Origin of the sequence: Roseomonas aeriglobus, assembly GCA_016937575.1 — a bacterium.
Lineage (GTDB): Bacteria > Pseudomonadota > Alphaproteobacteria > Sphingomonadales > Sphingomonadaceae > Sphingomonas > Sphingomonas aerigloba.
In genome coordinates, this window is sequence record JAFHKN010000002.1 from 3,619,645 (window position 1) to 3,639,237 (window position 19,593).

The following is a 19,593-nucleotide window of genomic DNA, read 5'->3' on the forward strand; positions in this document are numbered from 1 at the left end:
GGGACACGCCGCCGAGCCAACGCAGAAGGAGACACATCATGACCAAGACCATCGCCCTGATCGCCGCCACCGCCGCCAGCCTGATCGCCACCGCCGTCCCCGCCGCCGCCCAGTCGCGCGCGTTCGATGCGGTCACGCTGTCGCAGCAATCGGGGGGTGACCGATATTGCATCCGCAGCGGCTGGGGCCTGGCCGGCACCTATGCTAACCGCCTGATCCGTCGCGGCGACTGCCACAACGTCCAGGGCTGGCGCGAACGCGGCGTCGCGATCGACCCGGTCGAGGTCCAGGTAGCGGCCCGTGCCAAGGCGATCCAGGTCGCCGCCCGCTGATCACGCGCAGCACAGCGTCTTGAGCGCCTCGGCCCCGCAGCCGGGGCGCTTTCGCCTTTCCGTCTCGGGCCAGCGAGGGTTAGAGTTGGTCCATGACGCCGTTCACCCGCCGCTTCACCGCTCAGGCAGAGCACATCGACGAACTCGGCCACGTGAACAATGCCGAATGGGTCCGCTGGATCCAGGATATTGCCGTCGCCCACTGGGCGGCGGTCGCCCCGTCCGAACATCAGGCCGCCTATGTCTGGGTCGTCGTCCGCCACGAAATCGACTATCGCGGCAACCTGATCGCCGGCGAAAGCGTCACCGGCGAAACCTGGGTCGGTGACGCTCCCAAAGGCGCCCGCTTCGACCGCCACGTCCGCTTCACCGGCGACGACGGCAAGGTCAAGGTCGAGGCGCGGACGACCTGGGCGCTGCTCGACAAGGCGAGCGGGCGGCTGCTGCGGATCACACCGGAGATCGCGGCGCCGTTTCTTCAGGCGTAGGGAGCGCCACGCTTGTCGTTTCGGGCTCGTAATGTTAGGTTCCTGCCGTGCTCACGATGCTCCCCTTGCTGCTGGCCGCGACGACGACACCGCCGTGTGCGACCGGCCGCTGGATCACCACCGCCGGCGATCGGCCGATCTTCGCCCTTACCATTGCCGACGGTCCCAATGGCCCGAGCGCGATCTGGGAGCGCCCAGCGCATTTCGACGCGGATGCCGAGAATTTCTCGAATGTCCGCGGCCCCGCCGTCCGGCGCACCGCGCAAAGCGTCCGGAGGGACGGGGATGTGCTGCAGCTCGCGTTCGACGACCCCCGCCCCGGCGCCACCCCGGACGTGTTCCGCGTCCGCTGCACGCCACCAGGCCGGCTCAGCGTCGAGCTGGAAGGAGCCGAAATGGAGCCGTTCGATTTCTCCAGAGCACCCGCGCAGGCGGCGACGCTAGGCGGGTGGGACGCGAACCGCACCTATGTCCGCGCGATCGATCGGGCGACCAATGCCGAGATGACGCGGATCTTCACCGCCGACCAGGCCGACCGCAGGACGACCGACGCAGACTGGCGCGCCGTCAACGAGGCCGACGCCCTCCGGCGCCAGCGGACCGAGGCCTTGCTCGATGCCGGCCAGCTGAACAGCGGCGACGACTTCTATCACGCCGCCTTCATCTTCCAGCATGGCGACAAGGCGAACGACTATCTGAAGGCCCATATTCTCGCGACGATCGCCGCGGCGCGGGGGAAGCCCGCCGCGGTGTGGATCGCGGCGGCCACGCTAGACCGCTATCTCCAGGCGATCGGGCAACCACAGGTGCTGGGCACGCAATTTACAATCCCGAACAACGCGCCGGCGACCCAAGAGCCGTACAATCGCACGCTCGTGTCGGACGCCCTGCGCAAGGCGCTGCGCGTGCCGCCGCTGGCGGAGCAGGAAAAGCAGCGGGTCGAATATTCCACCCCGCCGCCGACGGCGGTGCCATAGCTTCAGCAGTGACTATGGACCTACACCTTTGGTTCGCCTTCGCCGCCGCATCGCTGGTGATGGCGGTCATTCCCGGCCCCGGTGTCGCGAGCATCATCGGTTTTGCGTTCAGCTCGGGGCGTCGCACCGCGCTCGCCTCGGTCGCCGGGATGGCGGTCGGCAATGCCGTGGCGATGACGGTGTCGCTGGCCGGGGCGGGCGCGATCCTGGGAACTTCGGCGCTGGCCTTCACCATCCTGAAATGGGTCGGGGCGGCGTATCTGATCGCGATCGGTGGAATCGCGATCCTGCGCAGTGGCGGGCAGACGGCAGGCCTGCCGGACTATCGCCTGGTCAGCGCGCGTGCGGCGTTTCTGACCAACGTCGCGGTCGGCACCTTCCACCCCAAGACGATCCTGTTCTTCGTCGCCTTCGCCGCGCAGTTCATCCGTGCCAGCGCTCCCTATCTCCCGCAGGCGGCAATCCTGATCGCGACCTTCACGCTGATCGCCGCAACCACCGATACACTCTACGCGCTGACCGCATCCAAGGCGTCGGGCCTGATCCGACGCCCGGCCGTGCGCGTCTGGTCGCAGCGCGCCGGGGGAGGGGCAGTGATGACGGCGGGCATCGCGATGGCTGCGATGCGGCGGTAAGCTAGTCGCCGGCAAATCCGAATGGCGACACCCCCGCCTCGCGATCGTTGACGATCAACGCCCGTCCGGCCGGTGCGGCCGACCGTTGCGGGCAGTCGGGCCGGGTGCAGGCGCGGCAGCCAAGGCCGATCGGCGTCGCTTCGCCGGCGAGATCGAGGCCGCGCGCGGCGGCGAGCGTGCCGGCGGCGTCGGCGGCAAGCCCCAGCGTCACCGCGAAACGCGCGCGGACGGCGCCTTGCCAGCCTCCCGGCGGCCCGACGCAGCGGGACGAGGTGAACCAGCGGCTGCCGTCCTCCAGCTGAACCAACTGGACGATGCGCTCGTCGGGGCGCTGGAACACAGTGAAGGTGTCGAGCAGCGGGCACAGTCCCGGCCCCTCGACAATGGGCGCGTTGCTCGCGCCGGCGAACCGCTTCGACACCTGACCTGCGCGGTCGATCCGCAGCATGAAGAACGGCAGCCCGCGTGCGCCGACGCGGCTCAAGGTCGTCAGCCGGTGTGCGACCTGTTCGGGCGACGCGCCGAAGCGGCGGCGGATCAGGTCGAGGTCGTATCCGGTCGCCTCGCAGGCGCGCAGGAAGCGGGCATAGGGCATCATCACCGCAGCGGCGAAATAGCCGGTCAGATGGCGGCGGTAGAGCCTGTCGGCGGTGCGATCGGCAAAGCCTGCGCCGCGCACGAGCGCGTCGATCTCCGCGCGTGCCTCGATCTGCCCGAGGTGCCGGGCGAGCGCGAACACGCGGGACGGCGGATCGAGCGTTTCCGACAGCTGGATTTGCCGCGCATGAAGGTCGATGCGCACGCGGACGTCGGTCAACACTTCCAGCGGCAGGATACGGATCGACAGCTGGTGCTTCACGCGGAGCCGGTCGGCGAGGCTGCCGAACAGGTCGCCCGCGCCTTGGCGGAGTTCGTCGGCCAGTGCCTCGGCGGCGGTGTCGAGGTCGGCGAAATGGTTGCGCCACCGCTCGATCTCGCGGCGGACGGCGGTGCCGGTGTCGGCGGACTCTGTCCCAGTCGCGCGCCCGCCGCGATCATAGGCGCGGGCGAAGGCCTCCGCCCCGCCGGGCGCGCCGACCAGCCATTCCTCCAGCTCGGCGCGATCGATCTCCAGGTCGGCGAAGATAGGATCGGCCAGCCGCCGGCGGATCGCCTCGGCGCCGCCCCCCGGCTCTCCGGCGGCCAGCGCGCGGGGGTCGAAGTCGAAGCGCTCGGCCAGGCCGAGCAGCAGGCTGGCCGACACCGGCCGCTGATTACGCTCGACGAGGTTCAGATAGCTGGGCGAAATCCCCAGCATCTCGGCCATCGCCGCCTGCGTCAGCGCTGCGCCACGGCGGAGGCGGCGGACGGCGTGTCCAGCGAAGATCTTGCGATCGGCCATTTTGGTGTTGTGAAGAATTTACAATACGACATCAAGTCGCCTTCCGAAGGCCGACCTCGCGACCTCGCGATTGTGAATTTAAGCTGTTCTGTCGCGCCGACTGCTCGTTATCCCCGCGGCATCACCCTAACACGACGAAGGGACGACACCATGAGCACGACGTTCGAAGACCTGGTTCCTGCCCCCAAGGGCCGCTTCGACGGCATCGTGCGCCCCTATGCGCCAGCCGACGTCGAGCGGCTGCGCGGGTCGGTGCCGATCGAGCACAGCCTTGCCCGTCGCGGCGCGCTGAAGCTGTGGGAGCTGCTCCAGACCGAGCCCTATATCAACTCGCTCGGCGCGATGAGCGGTAACCAGGCGATGCAACAGGTCCGCGCCGGGCTGAGGGCGATCTACCTGTCGGGCTGGCAGGTCGCGGCCGATGCGAACACCGCGGGCGCGATGTACCCCGATCAGTCGCTCTACCCCGCCAACGCCGGGCCGGAACTGGCGCGGCGGATCAACAACGCGCTGCTGCGTGCCGACCAGATCGAGCACAGCGAGGGTGGGGCGACCCGCGACTGGCTGGCACCGATCGTCGCGGACGCGGAGGCCGGCTTCGGCGGCCCCCTCAACTGCTTCGAGATCATGAAGGCCTATATCGCCGCAGGTGCCGCGGGCGTACATTACGAGGACCAGCTGGCGGCGGAGAAGAAGTGCGGGCATCTGGGCGGCAAGGTGCTGATCCCGACCCAGGCGCACATCCGCAATCTTGATGCGGCGCGCCTGGCCGCGGACGTCAGCGGCGTGCCGACGATCATCTGCGCCCGGACGGACGCGGAGTCGGCGCGGCTCATAACCAGCGACATCGACGAACGCGATCGCGAATTCCTGACCGGCGAACGCACGCCCGAGGGCTTCTATCGCCTGAGGGACGGCACCGGCGTCGACCACTGCATCAAGCGCGGTCTGGCATTCGCCGAACATGCCGACCTGCTGTGGTGGGAAACGTCGAAACCCAACATGGACGACGCCCGCCGCTTTGCCGAGGCGATCAAGAAGGAGTTCCCGAACAAGATGTTGGCGTACAATTGCTCGCCCAGCTTCAACTGGGAAAAGAACCTCGACCGCGACGACATCGCCCGCTTCCAGCGTGAGATCGGGGCGATGGGGTACAAGTTCCAGTTCGTGACGCTCGCGGGCTTCCACCAGCTCAACTACGGGATGTTCGAGCTGGCGCGCGGCTACAAGGACCGCGGCATGGCGGCCTATTCGGAGCTGCAACAGGCCGAGTTCGCCGCCGAGGCCAACGGCTACACCGCGACCAAGCACCAGCGCGAAGTGGGCACCGGCTATTTCGATCTGGTGGCGACCACGCTCGCCGGGGGCAGCAGCTCCACCACCGCCTATTCGGAAAGCACCGAGGCCGATCAGTTCACCAAGCAAGCCGCCTGAAAGGAGACGACCGATGACCAATGAACCGCAGAGGAGCCGCGCCGTCTTCTCGACCGAAGACTTCGGGCTGATGAAGGAAGCCGTCGCCGATTACGTCCGCAAGATCGCCGACGAACCGCGATCGGCCAAGTTCAGCAACCTGTACCACCGGCTGGGCCGGTTAGGCTGAGATAACGCTCCCGGGAGAGGGTGCCTGCCCGTCCGGTCCAAAGTGGCCGGGCGGGCATTTTCGTTGGCGCGCACCATCCCCACCCGTTCGTGCTGAGCTTGTCGAAGCACCGTTCTTCGTGCCGCAAGCGAGGCGCGGGCGTATCGGAGGGCGGCCCTTCGACAAGCTCAGGGCGAACGGGGATAGGGCGAGCGGATGCCTCTCAACGGGTTGCGCCACCCCACCCAACCCCCTATCTGCCCAATCGGAACGATTTCCTCCGATTTGAGAGCCGCTCGCAACAATGCGCCTGACCGCCCAAGCCGATTACGCCGTGGTGCTGCTCGCGGCCGCCGCGCGCCATTGCGGCGTGTCGGGTCGGCTGAACGCGACCGTCATCGCCGAGGAAACCGGCCTGCCGCTCCCCACCGTGCAGAAGCTGGTCAGCCGCCTCAGTGCCGCCGGGCTGATCGACAGCGCGCGCGGGACCGGCGGAGGCTTTCGTCTCGCGCGCCCCCCGGCGACGATTACGCTCGCCGACATCGTCGAGGCGATCGAGGGGCCGATCGGTCTCACCACCTGCGTCGATCCGTCGAGCCATGATTGTGCGGTAGGCGGCACGTGCCACGTCCGGCCGCATATGGGTACGGTCAACGGCGCGGTGCGATCGGCGCTTGCCGGCATCACGCTTACTCAACTCAGTTCCCCGGCGCAGGGTACGCATCAAAGTACGACTTTGATGGGACCCAAGGCCGGGGCCCAGTCGCAACCGGTCGGAGGCTGGACCCCGGCCTTCGCCGGGGAACAGGTTTAAGATCATGGCTACGAAGAACGCCAAGGCTTACGAGGCCGCGAACAAGAAGTACGAATGGGGCTTCAGCTCGGACATCGAGCAGGAATTCGCGCCAAAGGGCCTGTCCGAAGACACCGTCCGCTACATCAGCGCCAAGAAGAACGAGCCGCAGTGGATGCTCGACTGGCGGCTGAAGGCGTTCCGCCTGTGGCAGACGATGGAGCAGCCCGACTGGGCCAAGCTGAACATCGACCCGATCGATTATCAGGACGCCTATTACTACGCCGAACCCAAGGCGAAACCGACCATCGCGTCGCTCGACGAGCTCGATCCCGAGATCAAGCGCGTCTACGAAAAGCTCGGCATTCCGATCGAGGAGCAGAAGGTGCTTGCCGGCGTCGAGGGCGCGCGCAAGGTCGCGGTCGATGCGGTGTTCGATTCGGTCAGCGTCGCGACGACCTTCCGCGCCGAACTGGAGGCCGCCGGGGTCATTTTCCGCTCGATCTCCGAGGCGATCCGCGAATATCCCGAGCTGGTGAAGAAGTGGCTCGGCAAGGTCGTGCCGATGCACGACAATTACTTCGCGACGCTCAACTGCGCGGTCTTCAGCGACGGGACGTTCGTCTATATCCCGGAGGGCGTCCGCTGCCCGATGGAGCTGTCGACCTATTTCCGCATCAATGCCGAGAACACCGGCCAGTTCGAACGCACGCTGATCGTCGCCGACAAGGGCGCGTATGTCTCGTATCTCGAGGGCTGCACCGCCCCGATGCGCGACGAGAACCAGCTGCACGCCGCGGTCGTCGAACTGGTCGCGCTCGACGACGCCGAGATCAAGTATTCGACGGTCCAGAACTGGTATCCGGGCGACGAGAACGGCAAGGGCGGCATCTACAATTTCGTGACCAAGCGCGCGCTCTGCCAGGGCAAGCGCAGCAAGGTCAGCTGGACCCAGGTCGAAACCGGCAGCGCGGTCACGTGGAAATACCCGTCGTGCGTGCTGAACGGCGAGGATTCGGTCGGCGAATTCTATTCGGTCGCGGTCACCAACAACCGCCAGCAGGCCGATACCGGCACGAAGATGATCCACAACGGCAAGGGATCACGCTCGACGATCGTGTCGAAGGGGATTTCGGCCGGCCGCAGCGACAACACCTACCGCGGCCTCGTGCGCGTCGCGCCGAATGCGGAGGGCGTGCGCAACTTCACCCAGTGCGATTCGCTCCTGCTCGGCGACAAATGCGGCGCGCACACCGTGCCGTATATCGAGGTCCGCAATCCCTCGGCGCAGATCGAGCATGAGGCGACGACGTCGAAGATCAGCGAGGACCAGCTGTTCTACGCCATGTCGCGTGGGCTTGATCAGGAAGCGGCGGTCGCGCTGATCGTCAACGGCTTCGCGCGCGAAGTGCTGCAGCAGCTGCCGATGGAGTTCGCCGTCGAGGCGCAGAAGCTGCTGGGGATTTCGCTTGAGGGGAGTGTGGGGTGACACCCCTTGATGACTCCAAGCGCCTTAACTCCCCTCCCCTTCAGGGGAGGGGCCGGGGGTGGGGCCTCTCCGCGAATACCATCGCTGAGTTGCAGGCGCGCGCAGCCGAAATGCGGCGCAACCCGACCGAGCCGGAAAAGCGGCTGTGGCGCATTCTATGCAACGCGCAGTTGGCCGACAGCAAATTCCGCCGCCAAGCCGTAGTGCCACCGTTCATTGCCGACTTCCTCTGTCCACGTGCTGCGCTGATCGTAGAAGTGGATGGCGACAGTCATGATGCCGGCAAGGACCGCGTCCGCGACGATCTGATGGCGCAGCGCGGATATCGCACCGTTCGCGTGACCAATGCCGAAGTGATGACCAACCTGGAGGGTGTGGCATACGCCATTCGCGATGCGCTCGCGGCGACGCCCCACCCCAACCCCTCCCCTGAAGGGGAGGGGCTTTAAGGATGACAATGCTTAAAATCGAAAACCTCCACGCCGAAATCGACGGCAAGCCGATCCTAAAGGGCCTCAGCCTCGAAGTGAACGCAGGCGAGATCCACGCGATCATGGGGCCGAACGGCGCGGGCAAGTCGACGCTCGGCTATGTTCTGGGCGGGCGGCCGGGCTATGAGGTGACCGAGGGGTCGGTGACCTTCGACGGGCAGGATCTGCTCGACCTCGAACCGCATGAGCGCGCCGCCGCCGGCGTGTTCCTGGGCTTCCAATATCCGGTCGAAATCCCCGGCGTATCGAACGTCCAGTTCCTGCGCGAAAGCCTGAACGCCCAGCGTGCGACGCGCGACGAAAAGCCGCTGTCGGGCGGCGAGTTCCTGAAGCTTGCCCGCGCCCAAGCCGACGACCTTGGCCTGCCGCAGGACATGCTCAAGCGCCCGGTCAACGTCGGCTTCTCGGGCGGCGAGAAGAAGCGCAACGAAATGGTGCAGATGGGCATCATCGCGCCGAAGTTCGCGATCCTCGACGAGACCGACTCCGGCCTCGACATCGATGCGTTGCGCATCGTTGGCGACGGCATCAATCGCATCATGCGCAAGCCCGACAAGGCCGTGCTGCTGATTACCCACTACCAACGCCTGCTCGATTATGTGCAGCCGGATCGCGTCCACGTGCTGGCCGACGGCCGCATCACGCGTTCGGGCGGGCCGGAACTGGCGCTGGAACTGGAGCGCGAAGGTTACGGGGCGGTCGCGGCGTGATCCTGGCGGCTCTCCTGATGCTGCAGGCAGCGGCACCGCCACCCGCGACTGACGAGGTCACGGTGATCGGCCAGCGGCTGCAGGCCTGGCGCGGCACGTACAAGAACGGCATTTGCAAGATCCGCAAGTCGAGCGGCGACGCGGAGGTCGATCGCATCGGCTGCGCCGCGATGGAAAGGTGCTTTCCGCAATTCCAGTCACGCTTCCAGGGCGCTCAGGATCGCGCCATCCGCCCCGAGGTCAAGAAGGTAATGATGACCGCGCTGAACGGCGAACTGACCAAATGCGTCGTGAGCGAACACAAAGCCGGCATCGCCGCTCTGGCCGCAAAGCGGCAGGGGGCGTGAAGATGGTGATCGAAGGCCGCGCGGCACGCGCAATTCATCTTCGCGCCTTTGCGCCTTTGCGTGAACCGACCCTTTTTCTCACGCAAAGGCGCGAAGTCGCAAAGAGGGCGTACTGATGGCGACATTTGCTCTCCCCTCGACACGCGAGGAAGCTTGGCGCTGGGCCGATCTTGAGGCGCTGCGCGCCGCAGCTGTTAGCGAGCGGTCGGTCGCGCCGGCTGAGGCGTCGCTCGGGCTCGATGGCCCCCGGCTGGTTTTCGTCGATGGCGTGTTCGTGCCCGAGCAGAGCAATCCCGGGCGGCTGGTGGTCGAAGCGCTCGACCTTGCGACCGGTCACCCGCTGGGCGCGCAGGCGAGCGGCACCGGTTGGTCGCTGACTCTGGATGCCGCCGGGGCCGAGACGGCGGTCGAGATCGTCCATGTCTCGACCGGCGGCGAAAACCACCTGCCCGCGCGCATCCGCCTCGGCGAAGACGCGGTCGCGACGATCGTCGAGAGCTATGTCGGCGCCGGCTGGGCGAACCGGCTGGTTCAGGTCGAGCTCGCCCGGTCCGCGCGGTTGCAGCGCGCGGTGCGGGTCATCGCTGATGCAGGCTTCGTGTCGACCCGCGACGAAGTGTCGGTGGGGCAGGGCGCGAGCTATGTCGCGACCTTCCTCGGCGCCGGCGGTATGGGCACGCGCTTCGATGCGGCGATCGCGCTCGACGGCGTGGAGGCCTATGCCGAGATGGGCGGCACGCTGCTGACCCGCGGCGCGCAACGCCAAGAGTGCGCGGTGCGCGTGCGCCACGCCCAGCCGCATGGCAGCAGTCATCAGACATGGCGTGCGGTCGCGGCGGATACCTCCACCGCCAGCCTCGCCGCCGCGGTCGAGGTCGCGCGCGATGCGCAGAAGACCGATGGCGAACAGTCGTTGCGCGGGCTGCTGCTCCAGCGGACCGCGACGGTGAACCTGAAGCCCGAGCTTGAGATCTTCGCCGACGACGTGAAGTGCGCGCACGGGGCGACCGTGGGCGAACTCGATGCGCGCGCGCTGTTCTATCTCGAAAGCCGCGGCATCCCGCCGGCGCGCGCCAAGGCGCTGTTGACGCGGGCGTTCGTGGCCGACGCGCTGGATCGGATCGGCGATGAGGGCGTCCGCGCGGCGTTCGTCGCGGACGCCGATCGCTGGCTGGAGACGGCGTTGTGAGCGACACCACCCAAATCCTCCCCGGCACGGGGAGGGGGACCGCTGGCGAAGCCGGTGGTGGAGGGGGAGCGCCTCATGGTGAGTCCTTCGCGGAGGGCCCCCTCCACCAGCCTGCGGCTGGTCCCCCTCCCCGTGCCGGGGAGGAACTGGATGCGGTCAGCGACTTCCCCGCCATCCCCGAAGGCTGGGCCTACCTCGACACTGCCGCCACCGCGCAGAAACCGCGGCCCGTGATCGACGCGATCACTCGCGGCTATGCGCAGGATTACGCCACAGTCCACCGCGGCGTGTACCAACGCTCCGCCGACATGACGCTCGCCTATGAAGCCGCGCGCCGCCGGGTCGGGAGTTTCATCGGGGCACAGGAAAACGAAGTCGTTTTCGTTCGCGGCGCGACCGAGGGGATCAACCTCGTCGCGCAATGCTGGGCCGGCACCCAGCTGCAGCCCGGCGACCGCATCCTCCTCTCGGCGCTCGAACACCACTCGAACATCGTACCGTGGCAGATGGTCGCCGAGGCCAGGGGCTTGGGCGTCGACGTGGTGCCGCTCACCGCCGATCACCGCATCGATCTCGACGCGATGCAGTCCATGCTGACGCCCGCCCACAAGCTGGTCGCGCTGGCGCATGTGTCGAACGTGCTCGGCTCGGTCCTCGACGTTCGCCGCGCCGCGGATCTGGCGCACGGCGTCGGCGCAAAGCTGCTGGTCGACGGTTGCCAGGCGGTCGCGCGGTTGGGCGTCGACGTGCGCGCGCTCGACTGCGACTTCTATGTCTTCTCCGGGCACAAGCTCTACGGCCCGACCGGCATCGGCGCGCTGTGGGGCCGCGCCGAGCTGCTCGACGCGATGCCGCCGTACCAGGGCGGCGGATCGATGATCGACCGCGTCACCTTCGAACGCACCACCTACGCGCCCGCGCCGACCCGGTTCGAGGCGGGGACGCCGCATATCGTCGGCGTGCTCGGGCTGCATGCTGCGATCGACTATGTCAGCGAAATCGGGCTCGACCGCATCCACGCGCATGAAACCGCGCTGGTGCGTCCGACGCGCGAGGCGCTGTCGGGCATTAATTCGGTCACGCTGTTCGGGCCGGAGGACTCCGCCGGAATCGTGAGTTTTGCGATCGAAGGGGTGCATCCGCACGACATCGGCACCATCTTGGACGAAAGCCGGGTGGCGATCCGTGCCGGCCACCATTGCGCGCAGCCGCTGATGGATCTGCTGGGCGTGCCGGCGACCGCGCGGGCGAGCTTCGGTGTCTATAATTCCCCCGCCGACGTCGAGGCGCTGGTGCGCGGGATCGAGCGAGTAACGAGGATATTCGGATGAGCGAGCGTTTCGCTGTCGAGGAAGTGGATGCCGTGGCCCCGCCGCCACGCGCGCGTGTCGAGGATGCGGTCGAGGGTGGTGAGCGGAAGCGCGATTACCTGTCAGGCTTCCTCGCGGAAAAGCCGCAGGGGCTGAAGGCCGGCGAGCCCGGGGGCGAGACCTATGACGGGATCATCGCCGCGCTGAAGGATATCTTCGACCCCGAAATCCCGGTGAATATCTATGAGCTGGGGCTGATCTACAATGTCGAGGTGACCGATGACGGTCACGCGGTGGTGACGATGACGCTCACCACGCCGCATTGCCCGGTCGCCGAATCGATGCCCGCCGAAGTCGAACTGCGCGTCGGTGCGGTGCCGGGCGTCGGGACGGTCGACGTCAACCTCGTCTGGGATCCGCCATGGGATCCATCGAAGATGAGCGACGAGGCCAAACTCGAACTGGGAATGCTCTGATGGCTACGACCGCACGCCCGCGTCCGGCGGTGTTGAACCTGACCCCCGGCGCCGAAGCCCGCGTCGCCGACCTGATGTCGCGTGCGCCGGAAGGGGCGATCGGCGTCAAGCTGTCGACCCCGCGGCGCGGGTGTTCGGGCCTTGCCTATTCGGTCGATTACGTGACCGAGGCCAAGCCGTTCGACGAAGCGATCGCGACACCCGGTGGCACGCTCTATGTCGACGGCGCGTCGGTGCTGTACCTCGTCGGGTCGACGATGGACTGGGTCGAGGACGACTTCGCCGCGGGCTTCGTGTTTAACAACCCGAACGCCAAGGGCGCGTGCGGGTGTGGTGAAAGCTTTACGGTCTGACCGACCGCTGCCCCACATGTCGCTCGCCGCGCGCTTCCGCCAGCGCGGCCTGTTTCGCCCGCTCGGCATAGCCCGCGCGTTGCGTCGCGTCCCGCTGGTCGTGGCAGGCGGGACAGGCGACGCCCTCTTCGTACAAGGGGGACGCCCGGTCCTCGGGGCTGACCGGCATCCGGCACGCGCGGCACAGGCCGTGAGTGCCGAGTTCCAGACCATGGCCTACCGCGACGCGCTCATCGAACACGAAACATTCGCCGCGCCACAGACTCTCGGCAGGCGGTACATGCTCCAGATAATTCAGGATGCCGCCCTGCAGATGGTGGACGTCGGCGAAGCCTTCGGCCTTCACCAGCGCGGTCGCCTTTTCGCAGCGGATGCCGCCGGTGCAGAACATCGCGATCCGCTTGCCCTCTAGTCGCCCGCGGTTCTCGCGGACCCAGGCCGGAAAGTCGCGGAAGCTGTCGGTCGCGGGATCGACCGCGCCTGCGAACGTGCCGATCCGCACTTCATACGCGTTGCGGGTGTCGACGACGATGGTGTCGGGGTCCGCAATCAGCGCGTTCCAGTCCTCCGGCGCGACATACGTTCCGGCATCGGAAGCATCGACCTCGGGCACGCCCATCGTCACGATCTCGCGCTTGATGCGCACCTTCATACGGTGGAACGGCGCGGCGGCGGCGCGGCTTTCGCGGCCGACCAGGCCGGCGCAGCCCGGCAGGTTCCGCAGATGGTCGAGCACCGCCTGCACCCCCGCATCGCTGCCGGCGATCGTCCCGTTCAACCCTTCGGTCGCGAGTAGTAGCGTGCCGTGGACGTCGTTGCGCTCGCACACGTCGAGCAGCGCCGGCTTGATCGCCGCGGGATCGGCAAAGGGCGTGAAACGATAGAGCGCGAGGACGCGGTAGGGCAGCGGGGGCGGAGACACGCGCGTCCCTTACCCGCCCCGGCCGCGGCGCTCAATCGTCAGAAGACAGGCTTCTCCTTCGCCACCATCGCTTCCCACGCCGCCTGGTCGGGCACGTCGCCGCCGCGATCCCAGGCCGACCCCGTGTAGTAGGTGAACGGCTGCCCCGGTGTGACGCGCACGAGGATCAGGTAATTCTCCGCATCTTCGGCAAAGCCGGCGATCATCTTCGGGTCGACCAGCACGGCGAGCCCCATGCGCCCATGATCGGCATTCTCCGCGCCCCAGAAGATCATCCGACCGTTCGACTGGTCACGGATGATCGTCGGGCGCGTGCCGGGCGCGCCGACCTTGCCGATGCCGATGCCGACGATCAGCGGCTCTTTGCTGTCCGATTGCAGCGTCGATCGCATCCGCGTGAAATGCGTGCCGAGCGGCAGTGCGAACTCGCGCGTCTCCCACACCTTGCGGACGACATCGACCGGCCAGGGGCGGTAATCGACGCTGAACTGCGCCACGTCGCCGCCTGTCTGAGCGATGCGGTACGTCGAGAAATTGCGGCTGGTCCACAGCTTGTTCTGATACCAGATGCCCAGGCCCCCGGCCCCGCGGGTGCGGCCGACGTCGTAGAAGTCCAGCCCCTCGCCACGGTCGGTGTGATAGTTGGGGAATTTCAGCTGCCGGTCCATGAACGGCCAGCGCACGCGCTTTGCCCAGGCGTCGATGCCCGATCCCGACGGCGGCTCCTTCGCCTCCAGCGCGGGGCCGTAGATGCGGTGCGCGACCAGGTCGTTCTCCCACAGCAGGTCGTCGAGCCGGTCGGGCGCGAAGCGGGCGACCGCGCGGCGGCGCTGTTCGTCCGGCGGCGGGGGCGCGAGCGGGGCGACTTCGGGCGCACGGCCGAGCGTCGCGGGTTCGTAGCTGAGCTTGGCGACTGCGGCCATCTCCTCGGCGCGTCGGGCCTGTTCCTCGGCACCGACGACGGTCGCGGGTGCCGGCGGCTGGGGGGTGGTCGCGGCGATCCGCGCGGGTGTGTCCGGACCCGGCTCGGCCCGGGGCAGCGTCTGCACCGGACCGTTGAGGTCGGCGATCTCCAGTGCGGCGAGGATATAGGCGCCATTGGCATAGGGCCCGGTTTCCTCCGGGCGGGTGTGGACCGGCTGGTCCCCGGTCTTCTGCGCCGCGCCCAGTTGCCCATCGGGCGTCAGCTGGCGATTGAGCGCCGCCCAGCCTTTCAGCACCCGCGGCAGATAGGTCGCGCGGTCGAGCAACCCGTGATTGATCCCCCACGCCATGCCATAGACGAAGAAGGCGGAGCCCGACGTTTCCGCCTCCGGATAGGCCTCGGGTGCAAGCAGGCTGGCTGGCCACAGTCCGTCCGGGCGCTGTACCTCGGCGATGCGACCGATCAGCGTGCGGAACAGGTCGGTGTAATAGGCGCGGCCTGCATGATCGGCCGGCATCGCCTCCAGCCAGCGTGCGAGGCCACCGACCACCCAGCCATTGCCGCGCGACCAGAAGATAGGTTGGCCGTTCGCCTCCCTGCGATCGAGGAACCGCGCGTCGCGAAAGAACAGCCGGTGCTGCGGCGACCACAGCAGCCTGGCCGTCCGTCGCCATTCCTTGTCGGCGGCGGCGAGATATTTCGGATCGCGCGTGATCGCCGACATCCGCGCCAACACCGGCGGCGCCATGAACAGCGCGTCGCACCACCACCAGATCAGCGCCGGCGTCTCCGTGGCGCGCGCCAGATGCGGCACCTGCCAGTCGAGCCGCTGGCGTAAGGGGAGGATCGTCCCCTCCTGCCGGCGTCGCGAATAGAGTTCGGCGTACAGGTCGCCGATCGCGATATCGTCGGCGTTGAGCATCGTCGCCCCCGACTTCGCGCCGCGGACGCTGTAGTTATAATGCTCGGCGACGGCCGTCAGGAATCGTAACGTCCGCGGATCCTCCGACACCCGCGCCAGCCGCGCCGCGCCGACATAGTAGGCCGCCGACACCCAGTTCGAGGACATGTGATCGAGCGCCCCGCCGGTCGAGACGGGGATGGGCTTGCGGGCCATTGCCGCGATCTGCGCGGCGGAGACATATTCGGCCATCCGCACCGCTTCCTCGCGGGTCGGCAGGCGGTCGGTGACGATCGTCGGGCGCGGAAGCGGGGTCAGCCAGGCGGCGTCGATGCCGGGCGGCACTTGCGCGGTGGCGGGCGCGGCGAGCGTGAGGGCGATGGCGGCAAGGGGGAGGCGGATCATTGTGTCTCCACTCAAGAAACGAAAAAATCCCGTTCGTGCTGAGCCTGTCGAAGCACCGTACTTTGTGCCGCGAGCGGTGCGCGGGCGTATCGGAGAACGGTGCTTCGACAAGCTCAGCACGAACGGGAAGGGAGAAGAAGTCACGCCTTCGCGACCTCGACCGCGTACACATGGTTTGCCCCATGCATGTTCGACACGAACACGATCCACTTGCCATCCGGCGTGAAGGTCAAATTCGGCTCCAGCCGGTAATCATGTCCCGACAGGTCGACCAACCGTTCGCGCCGCATGACCTCGCACGTAATCAGGTCGGCCCGATAATTTTCGGGCTCGGCGTCGGGCACCGGTTCGGGCCGCAGCAGTGACAGCCATTTGCCGTCCTGGGCATGCGCGACCATGTCGGCGTCGCCGCCGTCGCTGGCGAACAGCTTGCCGTCCATCGACCGGTTGAAATGCACGCCCCAGTCGTCGCGATCGACCAGCCGGTACACGCGCTTGCCCGTCGCCAGATCGACCGAGGCGACCCAGAACACCTGCCCCCGCGGCGTCTGCAGGTCGTAATAGACCTCGCGCCCATCCGCGCCGAACCATTCGTGACCGAAGATTTCGAAGTTCATCGTGCGATCATGCGTGCGACGCAGGTCGCTGCCGTCGACCCGCATCGTCCACATCCGGTCGACGCGGTCCCACGGTCCTTCGTGGCAAAAGATGAGGCGCGTCGGGTCGGTCGGTGAGAATTGGGTATGGCCGATCCACTCGTTGGTCTTGTGGATGACGCGCCGTTCGCCCGTCTTCAGATCGAGGACGAAGATCTCCATTGGATATCGCGCCGCCCAGCGCTGAAGCATCCGAACGCCCTTGGCCTTGGCGAAATTGAGCGGCTTTCCGTCGGGCCCGGTCGCGGCATATTCGGCCTGGTCGAACTTGCGGTTCCGCACGTCGGCGACGCCGGGTTGCAGCGGTTGCGAGCCATAGGCGACGAAGCCCAGCATCAACGTGTCGTCGGCGTTCAGCGAATTAAGGACGCCGTTCGGCATCCGGGCGACCTGCCGTGCCTTGCCGCTGTCGATATCGACCGCAAAGATCGTGCGGCCGCGGTCCATCGGCTGCCCCTCGCCGGGGTCGCTCACCGAATAGAACAGGGTGCGCGACCGGCGCGCGGTGAACATCAGTTCGGCACGCGTATCGGCGACGAGCGTACGCAGCCTGCGCGTCTTCAGGTCGACGACCGCGATCCCCTCGGGCACTGACATCGCCATCAGGTCGCCTTGGGGGCTGAAGCTATTCTTGTAGAAGTACAGCTTGCCACCCCCGCCATCGGGGCTCAGCCGGACAATGCGGTGGCCCGTCTTCGGGTCGACCCACTCGCGCGGTGGCGGGCCGGCGGGCCTGGGGGCGGGCGTCTGCGCGGCGACCTGGGTCGCGGCGAGCGCGACCGATCCGCCCACCAGACCCTTCAGCACATCGCGCCGGCTCTCGTTCGTCATCGCTGCATCCTTCATGGCGCGGGGGTCAGGCCTTCGGCGCGGACGCGCCAGCCGGTTTTGGGAAAGCCGGGGGCGGGGCCGTGAGACCCGTCCCAGCCGCCCGCCATTAGCCCGACCGCCATCAGCAGTGCGCCGTTGGACGGGAAATAGGTCTCGGCCGCGCGCTTGTAGCCGGGTCCGTCGGGGTTCTTCTCCATCGCGACGCCACCCGCGCCGCCGCTGGTTGGCACCAGGTCCGCGGCATGCGCGTCGAGGTGCACGCGCGGCGTCATGCCGGTCACACCCCATTGGTTGTTCTTTTGTGGGGTGAACAGCCAGTCGACCGCCTTGTCGGGCATTCCCAGCCGCGCGGCGGTCATCGCCATCATCGGGAAATCCCAGCCCCAGGTCTGGCGCAGGTCCCAATGCGCTTCGGTCGCGGCAAAGGTGCGACGCATCGTCGCCGGATCGATTCGCGCGCCGGGAATGAAGCCATAGGCCATCAGGAACGAGGGGTGATCGCGGTTGCGGCACGGCAGGGCTTCGGCCTTGCCCTTGCAGGCGGGCGAGGCGGCGGTGCGCCAGAAATCGGGCAGGCTTTCGACCGGAAGGTAGAGGCCATCGCGGGTCGGCGGCGGGGCAATGCGCGCGAGCGTCCGGTCCCAGTCGGCGCGGCGCTTCAGGCCGCGCCGCTCGCGCCAGACTTGCGCCGTCGTCAGCCCCCAGCGGAAATATTCGACCTCGAAGGTCGGATTTCTGGTCGTCAGCGGATCGTAATTCTCCTGCGCCGGGATTAGCGGCGGGCCGAGGTCTCGCCCGTCCAGCGGCCACTCGGCAAGCAGCGTCGCCGTCTCCTCGACCAGCTGCGCATAGCGATCGAGCGTCGCCCGGTCGTGGCGGGTGCGCCAGACGAGTTCGGCGAGCAGGATCGGGTGGGGCTGCTGCCACATCAGGAAGGGCGACACGGGACTCGGGCTGTTGCGCCCCTCCGGCCCGACCATCTTCGGCCACCAGGCGCCAGAGATGCGGTGGCGGGCGGCTTCGGCGCGCGCCTTGGGCAGGTGCTGGACGTACCAGCCCAGACTCCGCTCGAGCAGGTCAGGGCGCCCCCACATCGCCTGCCAGCCGGCGTGCCAGGGGTGCATCTCGAGATGGAACTTGCCGAACCAGCTGTTCGAGAACAGCCCTTCCTCCTGTGGTGGAAGCTCGCCCGCGCCGTTGATCGCAGACAGATATTGCGACAGCACGACGCGGCGTTCCAGCTCCTGCGCGCGGGAATCGGTGCTCCCTGAGAAGTCGACCGCGCCACCCGTCGTCCAGAACCGCCGCCACGCCGCCGGGGTCGCGGTGGCGGTCGCGCCGAGCGCGGGCATCGCGGGGGCGGTCGCGCTGCGTTCGAAGCGGATGGCGACCGTCAAACGGTTACCGGTGCCGCTCGCGCTCAGGGCGGCGGGGCCGCTCTGTGCCACCCGGCCGTTGGCGGCGACGGTCGACCAATATCGCGTCGCGTCGATCGTGCGCGACAGGCGGATGCGGCTTGGCGTTCGGGCGAGGATCGCGGTCGTCCCGCCGGCATCGTCATCCCAGCGCGACGGATCGGGATTTACGCTCTCACTCACGCCCGGATAGCGCACGCTGACCGCCAGCCGCCTGCTCGCCACCAGCGGCGACGTGACATCGGCCTCGACCAAATCCTGCGTCGGGTGGACGTGTGTCACCACCGTCACCGGCTGGCCCGCATAGACGAACCGGCTGGTCAGCGTGCCGGTCCACAGGTCGAGCGTCTGGCGGGTCTGGGTCAGCTTCGCCGGGTCGGGCGCGGCACCGTCGATCGTCATCGCGACCCGGCCGAGCGAGATGCGATGCGGGTTCGCGCGCAGCCAGCCGAGCGCCGGATTGGTCTGCACCGCGTCGAAGCTTGTCATCCAGGCGTACGGTTGCTCACCCCGCCCCGCGACCGGCACCTGCACCAGCCCGTCCGCCTCGGCATAGCCTTTGGGGTTGGGGAAGCTGTGCCACGCCCATTGCGCCATCGTCAGCAGGGGCGCGAGTTCGGAGTAGAGGCTCGGGAAACTCTGCAGACCGGTGATATCGACGGTGAACCCCAGCGCGCCGTTGCCGAGCATGACCGGGGCATGGGGATCGGGCGCGGTCAGCGTGATCGCATGGCGGCGGACGAGCGCGGCGCGGTCGATCGGCTGGGCGGGCAGCGCGCTGGCGGCCAACGCGGTCGCGACGATGCCGAACGCAAACCGGGACGGCAATCGCATCGCGTCTCTCCTCTTCGTCCCGCAATCTGGGACACCGGTGTCAGGACAGCGCCGATCTGGCGGGGCGCTTGTCCTAAATCAGGCTGGTTCGCCTGATCTCCTGCCGATTGTGATTGTAAAACCGGCTTTGACAGGTGAAATAGTGGGAACA

The 19,593-nt window shown here is 67.7% G+C and carries 20 protein-coding genes; 15 read left to right on the forward strand and 5 right to left on the reverse strand.

Going from position 1 to position 19,593, the window contains the following annotated elements; genetic code table 11:
- The first annotated feature begins 38 nt into the window (after positions 1–38).
- From JW805_17750 to JW805_17765, 4 genes are all read left to right on the forward strand, one after another.
- Positions 39–332 carry a hypothetical protein gene (locus tag JW805_17750; protein ID MBN2973856.1) on the forward strand — a complete coding sequence of 98 codons (294 nt, stop codon included), beginning with the start codon at positions 39–41 and terminating at the stop codon, positions 330–332.
- A gap of 92 nt (positions 333–424) precedes the next feature.
- Positions 425–820: an acyl-CoA thioesterase gene (locus JW805_17755; protein MBN2973857.1), complete on the forward strand. Its 396-nt coding sequence runs from the start codon at positions 425–427 to the stop codon at positions 818–820.
- Positions 821–867: 47 nt separating this feature from the next.
- Entirely contained in the window at positions 868–1,797 is a 930-nt protein-coding gene (locus tag JW805_17760; GenBank protein MBN2973858.1) for a hypothetical protein, read from the forward strand.
- Positions 1,798–1,811: 14 nt separating this feature from the next.
- On the forward strand, positions 1,812–2,432 hold the full coding sequence (locus JW805_17765; GenBank protein ID MBN2973859.1) for a LysE family transporter: 621 nt from the start codon (positions 1,812–1,814) through the stop codon (positions 2,430–2,432).
- Position 2,433: 1 nt separating this feature from the next.
- Here the strand turns inward: JW805_17765 and JW805_17770 are convergent, their stop codons facing one another.
- A complete protein-coding gene (locus JW805_17770) occupies positions 2,434–3,813 on the reverse strand; it encodes a DUF2083 domain-containing protein (protein MBN2973860.1) in 1,380 nt (459 codons plus the stop codon).
- Between the two features lie 150 nt (positions 3,814–3,963).
- On the opposite strand from JW805_17770, the gene aceA reads away from it, so the two are divergent.
- From aceA to JW805_17825, 11 genes are all read left to right on the forward strand, one after another.
- Complete coding sequence (gene aceA, locus JW805_17775; protein ID MBN2973861.1) at positions 3,964–5,247, forward strand: isocitrate lyase; 1,284 nt, start codon at positions 3,964–3,966, stop codon at positions 5,245–5,247.
- A 13-nt stretch (positions 5,248–5,260) separates the two neighbouring features.
- Positions 5,261–5,416, forward strand: a complete 156-nt coding sequence (locus JW805_17780) for a hypothetical protein (protein ID MBN2973862.1) — start codon at positions 5,261–5,263, stop codon at positions 5,414–5,416.
- A gap of 283 nt (positions 5,417–5,699) precedes the next feature.
- Entirely contained in the window at positions 5,700–6,209 is a 510-nt protein-coding gene (locus tag JW805_17785) for an Rrf2 family transcriptional regulator (GenBank protein MBN2973863.1), read from the forward strand.
- Between the two features lie 4 nt (positions 6,210–6,213).
- On the forward strand, positions 6,214–7,677 hold the full coding sequence (gene sufB, locus JW805_17790) for a Fe-S cluster assembly protein SufB (GenBank protein MBN2973864.1): 1,464 nt from the start codon (positions 6,214–6,216) through the stop codon (positions 7,675–7,677).
- A gap of 110 nt (positions 7,678–7,787) precedes the next feature.
- A complete protein-coding gene (locus tag JW805_17795; GenBank protein MBN2973865.1) occupies positions 7,788–8,126 on the forward strand; it encodes an endonuclease domain-containing protein in 339 nt (112 codons plus the stop codon).
- A gap of 8 nt (positions 8,127–8,134) precedes the next feature.
- Complete coding sequence (sufC, locus tag JW805_17800; GenBank protein ID MBN2973866.1) at positions 8,135–8,878, forward strand: Fe-S cluster assembly ATPase SufC; 744 nt, start codon at positions 8,135–8,137, stop codon at positions 8,876–8,878.
- A complete protein-coding gene (locus JW805_17805; GenBank protein MBN2973867.1) occupies positions 8,875–9,225 on the forward strand; it encodes a hypothetical protein in 351 nt (116 codons plus the stop codon). Before sufC ends, JW805_17805 begins: the two co-directional genes overlap by 4 nt.
- A 115-nt stretch (positions 9,226–9,340) precedes the next feature.
- Positions 9,341–10,414, forward strand: a complete 1,074-nt coding sequence (locus tag JW805_17810) for a SufD family Fe-S cluster assembly protein (protein MBN2973868.1) — start codon at positions 9,341–9,343, stop codon at positions 10,412–10,414.
- 14 nt (positions 10,415–10,428) lie between these two features.
- The gene (locus JW805_17815) at positions 10,429–11,745 is read left to right on the forward strand and encodes a cysteine desulfurase (protein ID MBN2973869.1); all 1,317 of its coding nucleotides are present in this window, start codon (positions 10,429–10,431) and stop codon (positions 11,743–11,745) included.
- A complete protein-coding gene (locus JW805_17820) occupies positions 11,742–12,200 on the forward strand; it encodes an SUF system Fe-S cluster assembly protein (protein ID MBN2973870.1) in 459 nt (152 codons plus the stop codon). Before JW805_17815 ends, JW805_17820 begins: the two co-directional genes overlap by 4 nt.
- Positions 12,200–12,553, forward strand: a complete 354-nt coding sequence (locus JW805_17825; GenBank protein MBN2973871.1) for an iron-sulfur cluster assembly accessory protein — start codon at positions 12,200–12,202, stop codon at positions 12,551–12,553. The genes JW805_17820 and JW805_17825 overlap by 1 nt, the downstream gene beginning before the upstream one ends.
- Here JW805_17825 and JW805_17830 read toward each other — a convergent pair.
- From JW805_17830 to JW805_17845, 4 genes are all read right to left on the reverse strand, one after another.
- Positions 12,543–13,475: a rhodanese-related sulfurtransferase gene (locus JW805_17830; GenBank protein MBN2973872.1), complete on the reverse strand. Its 933-nt coding sequence runs from the start codon at positions 13,473–13,475 to the stop codon at positions 12,543–12,545. The two genes, JW805_17825 and JW805_17830, sit on opposite strands and share 11 nt — an antisense overlap.
- A 38-nt stretch (positions 13,476–13,513) precedes the next feature.
- Positions 13,514–15,706: a glycoside hydrolase family 88 protein gene (locus JW805_17835; GenBank protein MBN2973873.1), complete on the reverse strand. Its 2,193-nt coding sequence runs from the start codon at positions 15,704–15,706 to the stop codon at positions 13,514–13,516.
- Positions 15,707–15,846: 140 nt separating this feature from the next.
- Positions 15,847–17,193, reverse strand: coding sequence for a PD40 domain-containing protein (locus tag JW805_17840; GenBank protein MBN2973874.1), 1,347 nt, complete (start codon positions 17,191–17,193; stop codon positions 15,847–15,849).
- An 11-nt stretch (positions 17,194–17,204) separates the two neighbouring features.
- Positions 17,205–19,442, reverse strand: a complete 2,238-nt coding sequence (locus JW805_17845) for a hypothetical protein (protein ID MBN2973875.1) — start codon at positions 19,440–19,442, stop codon at positions 17,205–17,207.
- Positions 19,443–19,593 lie beyond the last annotated feature (151 nt).

Bases quoted from the DNA above. Each gene is read 5' to 3' on its own strand.
- JW805_17750 (MBN2973856.1), top strand. From the start codon at position 39: ATGACCAAGACCATCGCCCTGATCGCCGCCACCGCCGCCAGCCTGATC.
- JW805_17755 (MBN2973857.1), top strand. From the start codon at position 425: ATGACGCCGTTCACCCGCCGCTTCACCGCTCAGGCAGAGCACATCGAC.
- JW805_17765 (MBN2973859.1), top strand. From the start codon at position 1,812: ATGGACCTACACCTTTGGTTCGCCTTCGCCGCCGCATCGCTGGTGATG.
- JW805_17770 (MBN2973860.1), bottom strand. From the start codon at position 3,813: ATGGCCGATCGCAAGATCTTCGCTGGACACGCCGTCCGCCGCCTCCGC.
- aceA (MBN2973861.1), top strand. From the start codon at position 3,964: ATGAGCACGACGTTCGAAGACCTGGTTCCTGCCCCCAAGGGCCGCTTC.
- JW805_17780 (MBN2973862.1), top strand. From the start codon at position 5,261: ATGACCAATGAACCGCAGAGGAGCCGCGCCGTCTTCTCGACCGAAGAC.
- JW805_17785 (MBN2973863.1), top strand. From the start codon at position 5,700: ATGCGCCTGACCGCCCAAGCCGATTACGCCGTGGTGCTGCTCGCGGCC.
- sufB (MBN2973864.1), top strand. From the start codon at position 6,214: ATGGCTACGAAGAACGCCAAGGCTTACGAGGCCGCGAACAAGAAGTAC.
- JW805_17795 (MBN2973865.1), top strand. From the start codon at position 7,788: ATGCGGCGCAACCCGACCGAGCCGGAAAAGCGGCTGTGGCGCATTCTA.
- sufC (MBN2973866.1), top strand. From the start codon at position 8,135: ATGCTTAAAATCGAAAACCTCCACGCCGAAATCGACGGCAAGCCGATC.
- JW805_17810 (MBN2973868.1), top strand. From the start codon at position 9,341: ATGGCGACATTTGCTCTCCCCTCGACACGCGAGGAAGCTTGGCGCTGG.
- JW805_17820 (MBN2973870.1), top strand. From the start codon at position 11,742: ATGAGCGAGCGTTTCGCTGTCGAGGAAGTGGATGCCGTGGCCCCGCCG.
- JW805_17825 (MBN2973871.1), top strand. From the start codon at position 12,200: ATGGCTACGACCGCACGCCCGCGTCCGGCGGTGTTGAACCTGACCCCC.
- JW805_17835 (MBN2973873.1), bottom strand. From the start codon at position 15,706: ATGATCCGCCTCCCCCTTGCCGCCATCGCCCTCACGCTCGCCGCGCCC.
- JW805_17840 (MBN2973874.1), bottom strand. From the start codon at position 17,193: ATGACGAACGAGAGCCGGCGCGATGTGCTGAAGGGTCTGGTGGGCGGA.
- JW805_17845 (MBN2973875.1), bottom strand. From the start codon at position 19,442: ATGCGATTGCCGTCCCGGTTTGCGTTCGGCATCGTCGCGACCGCGTTG.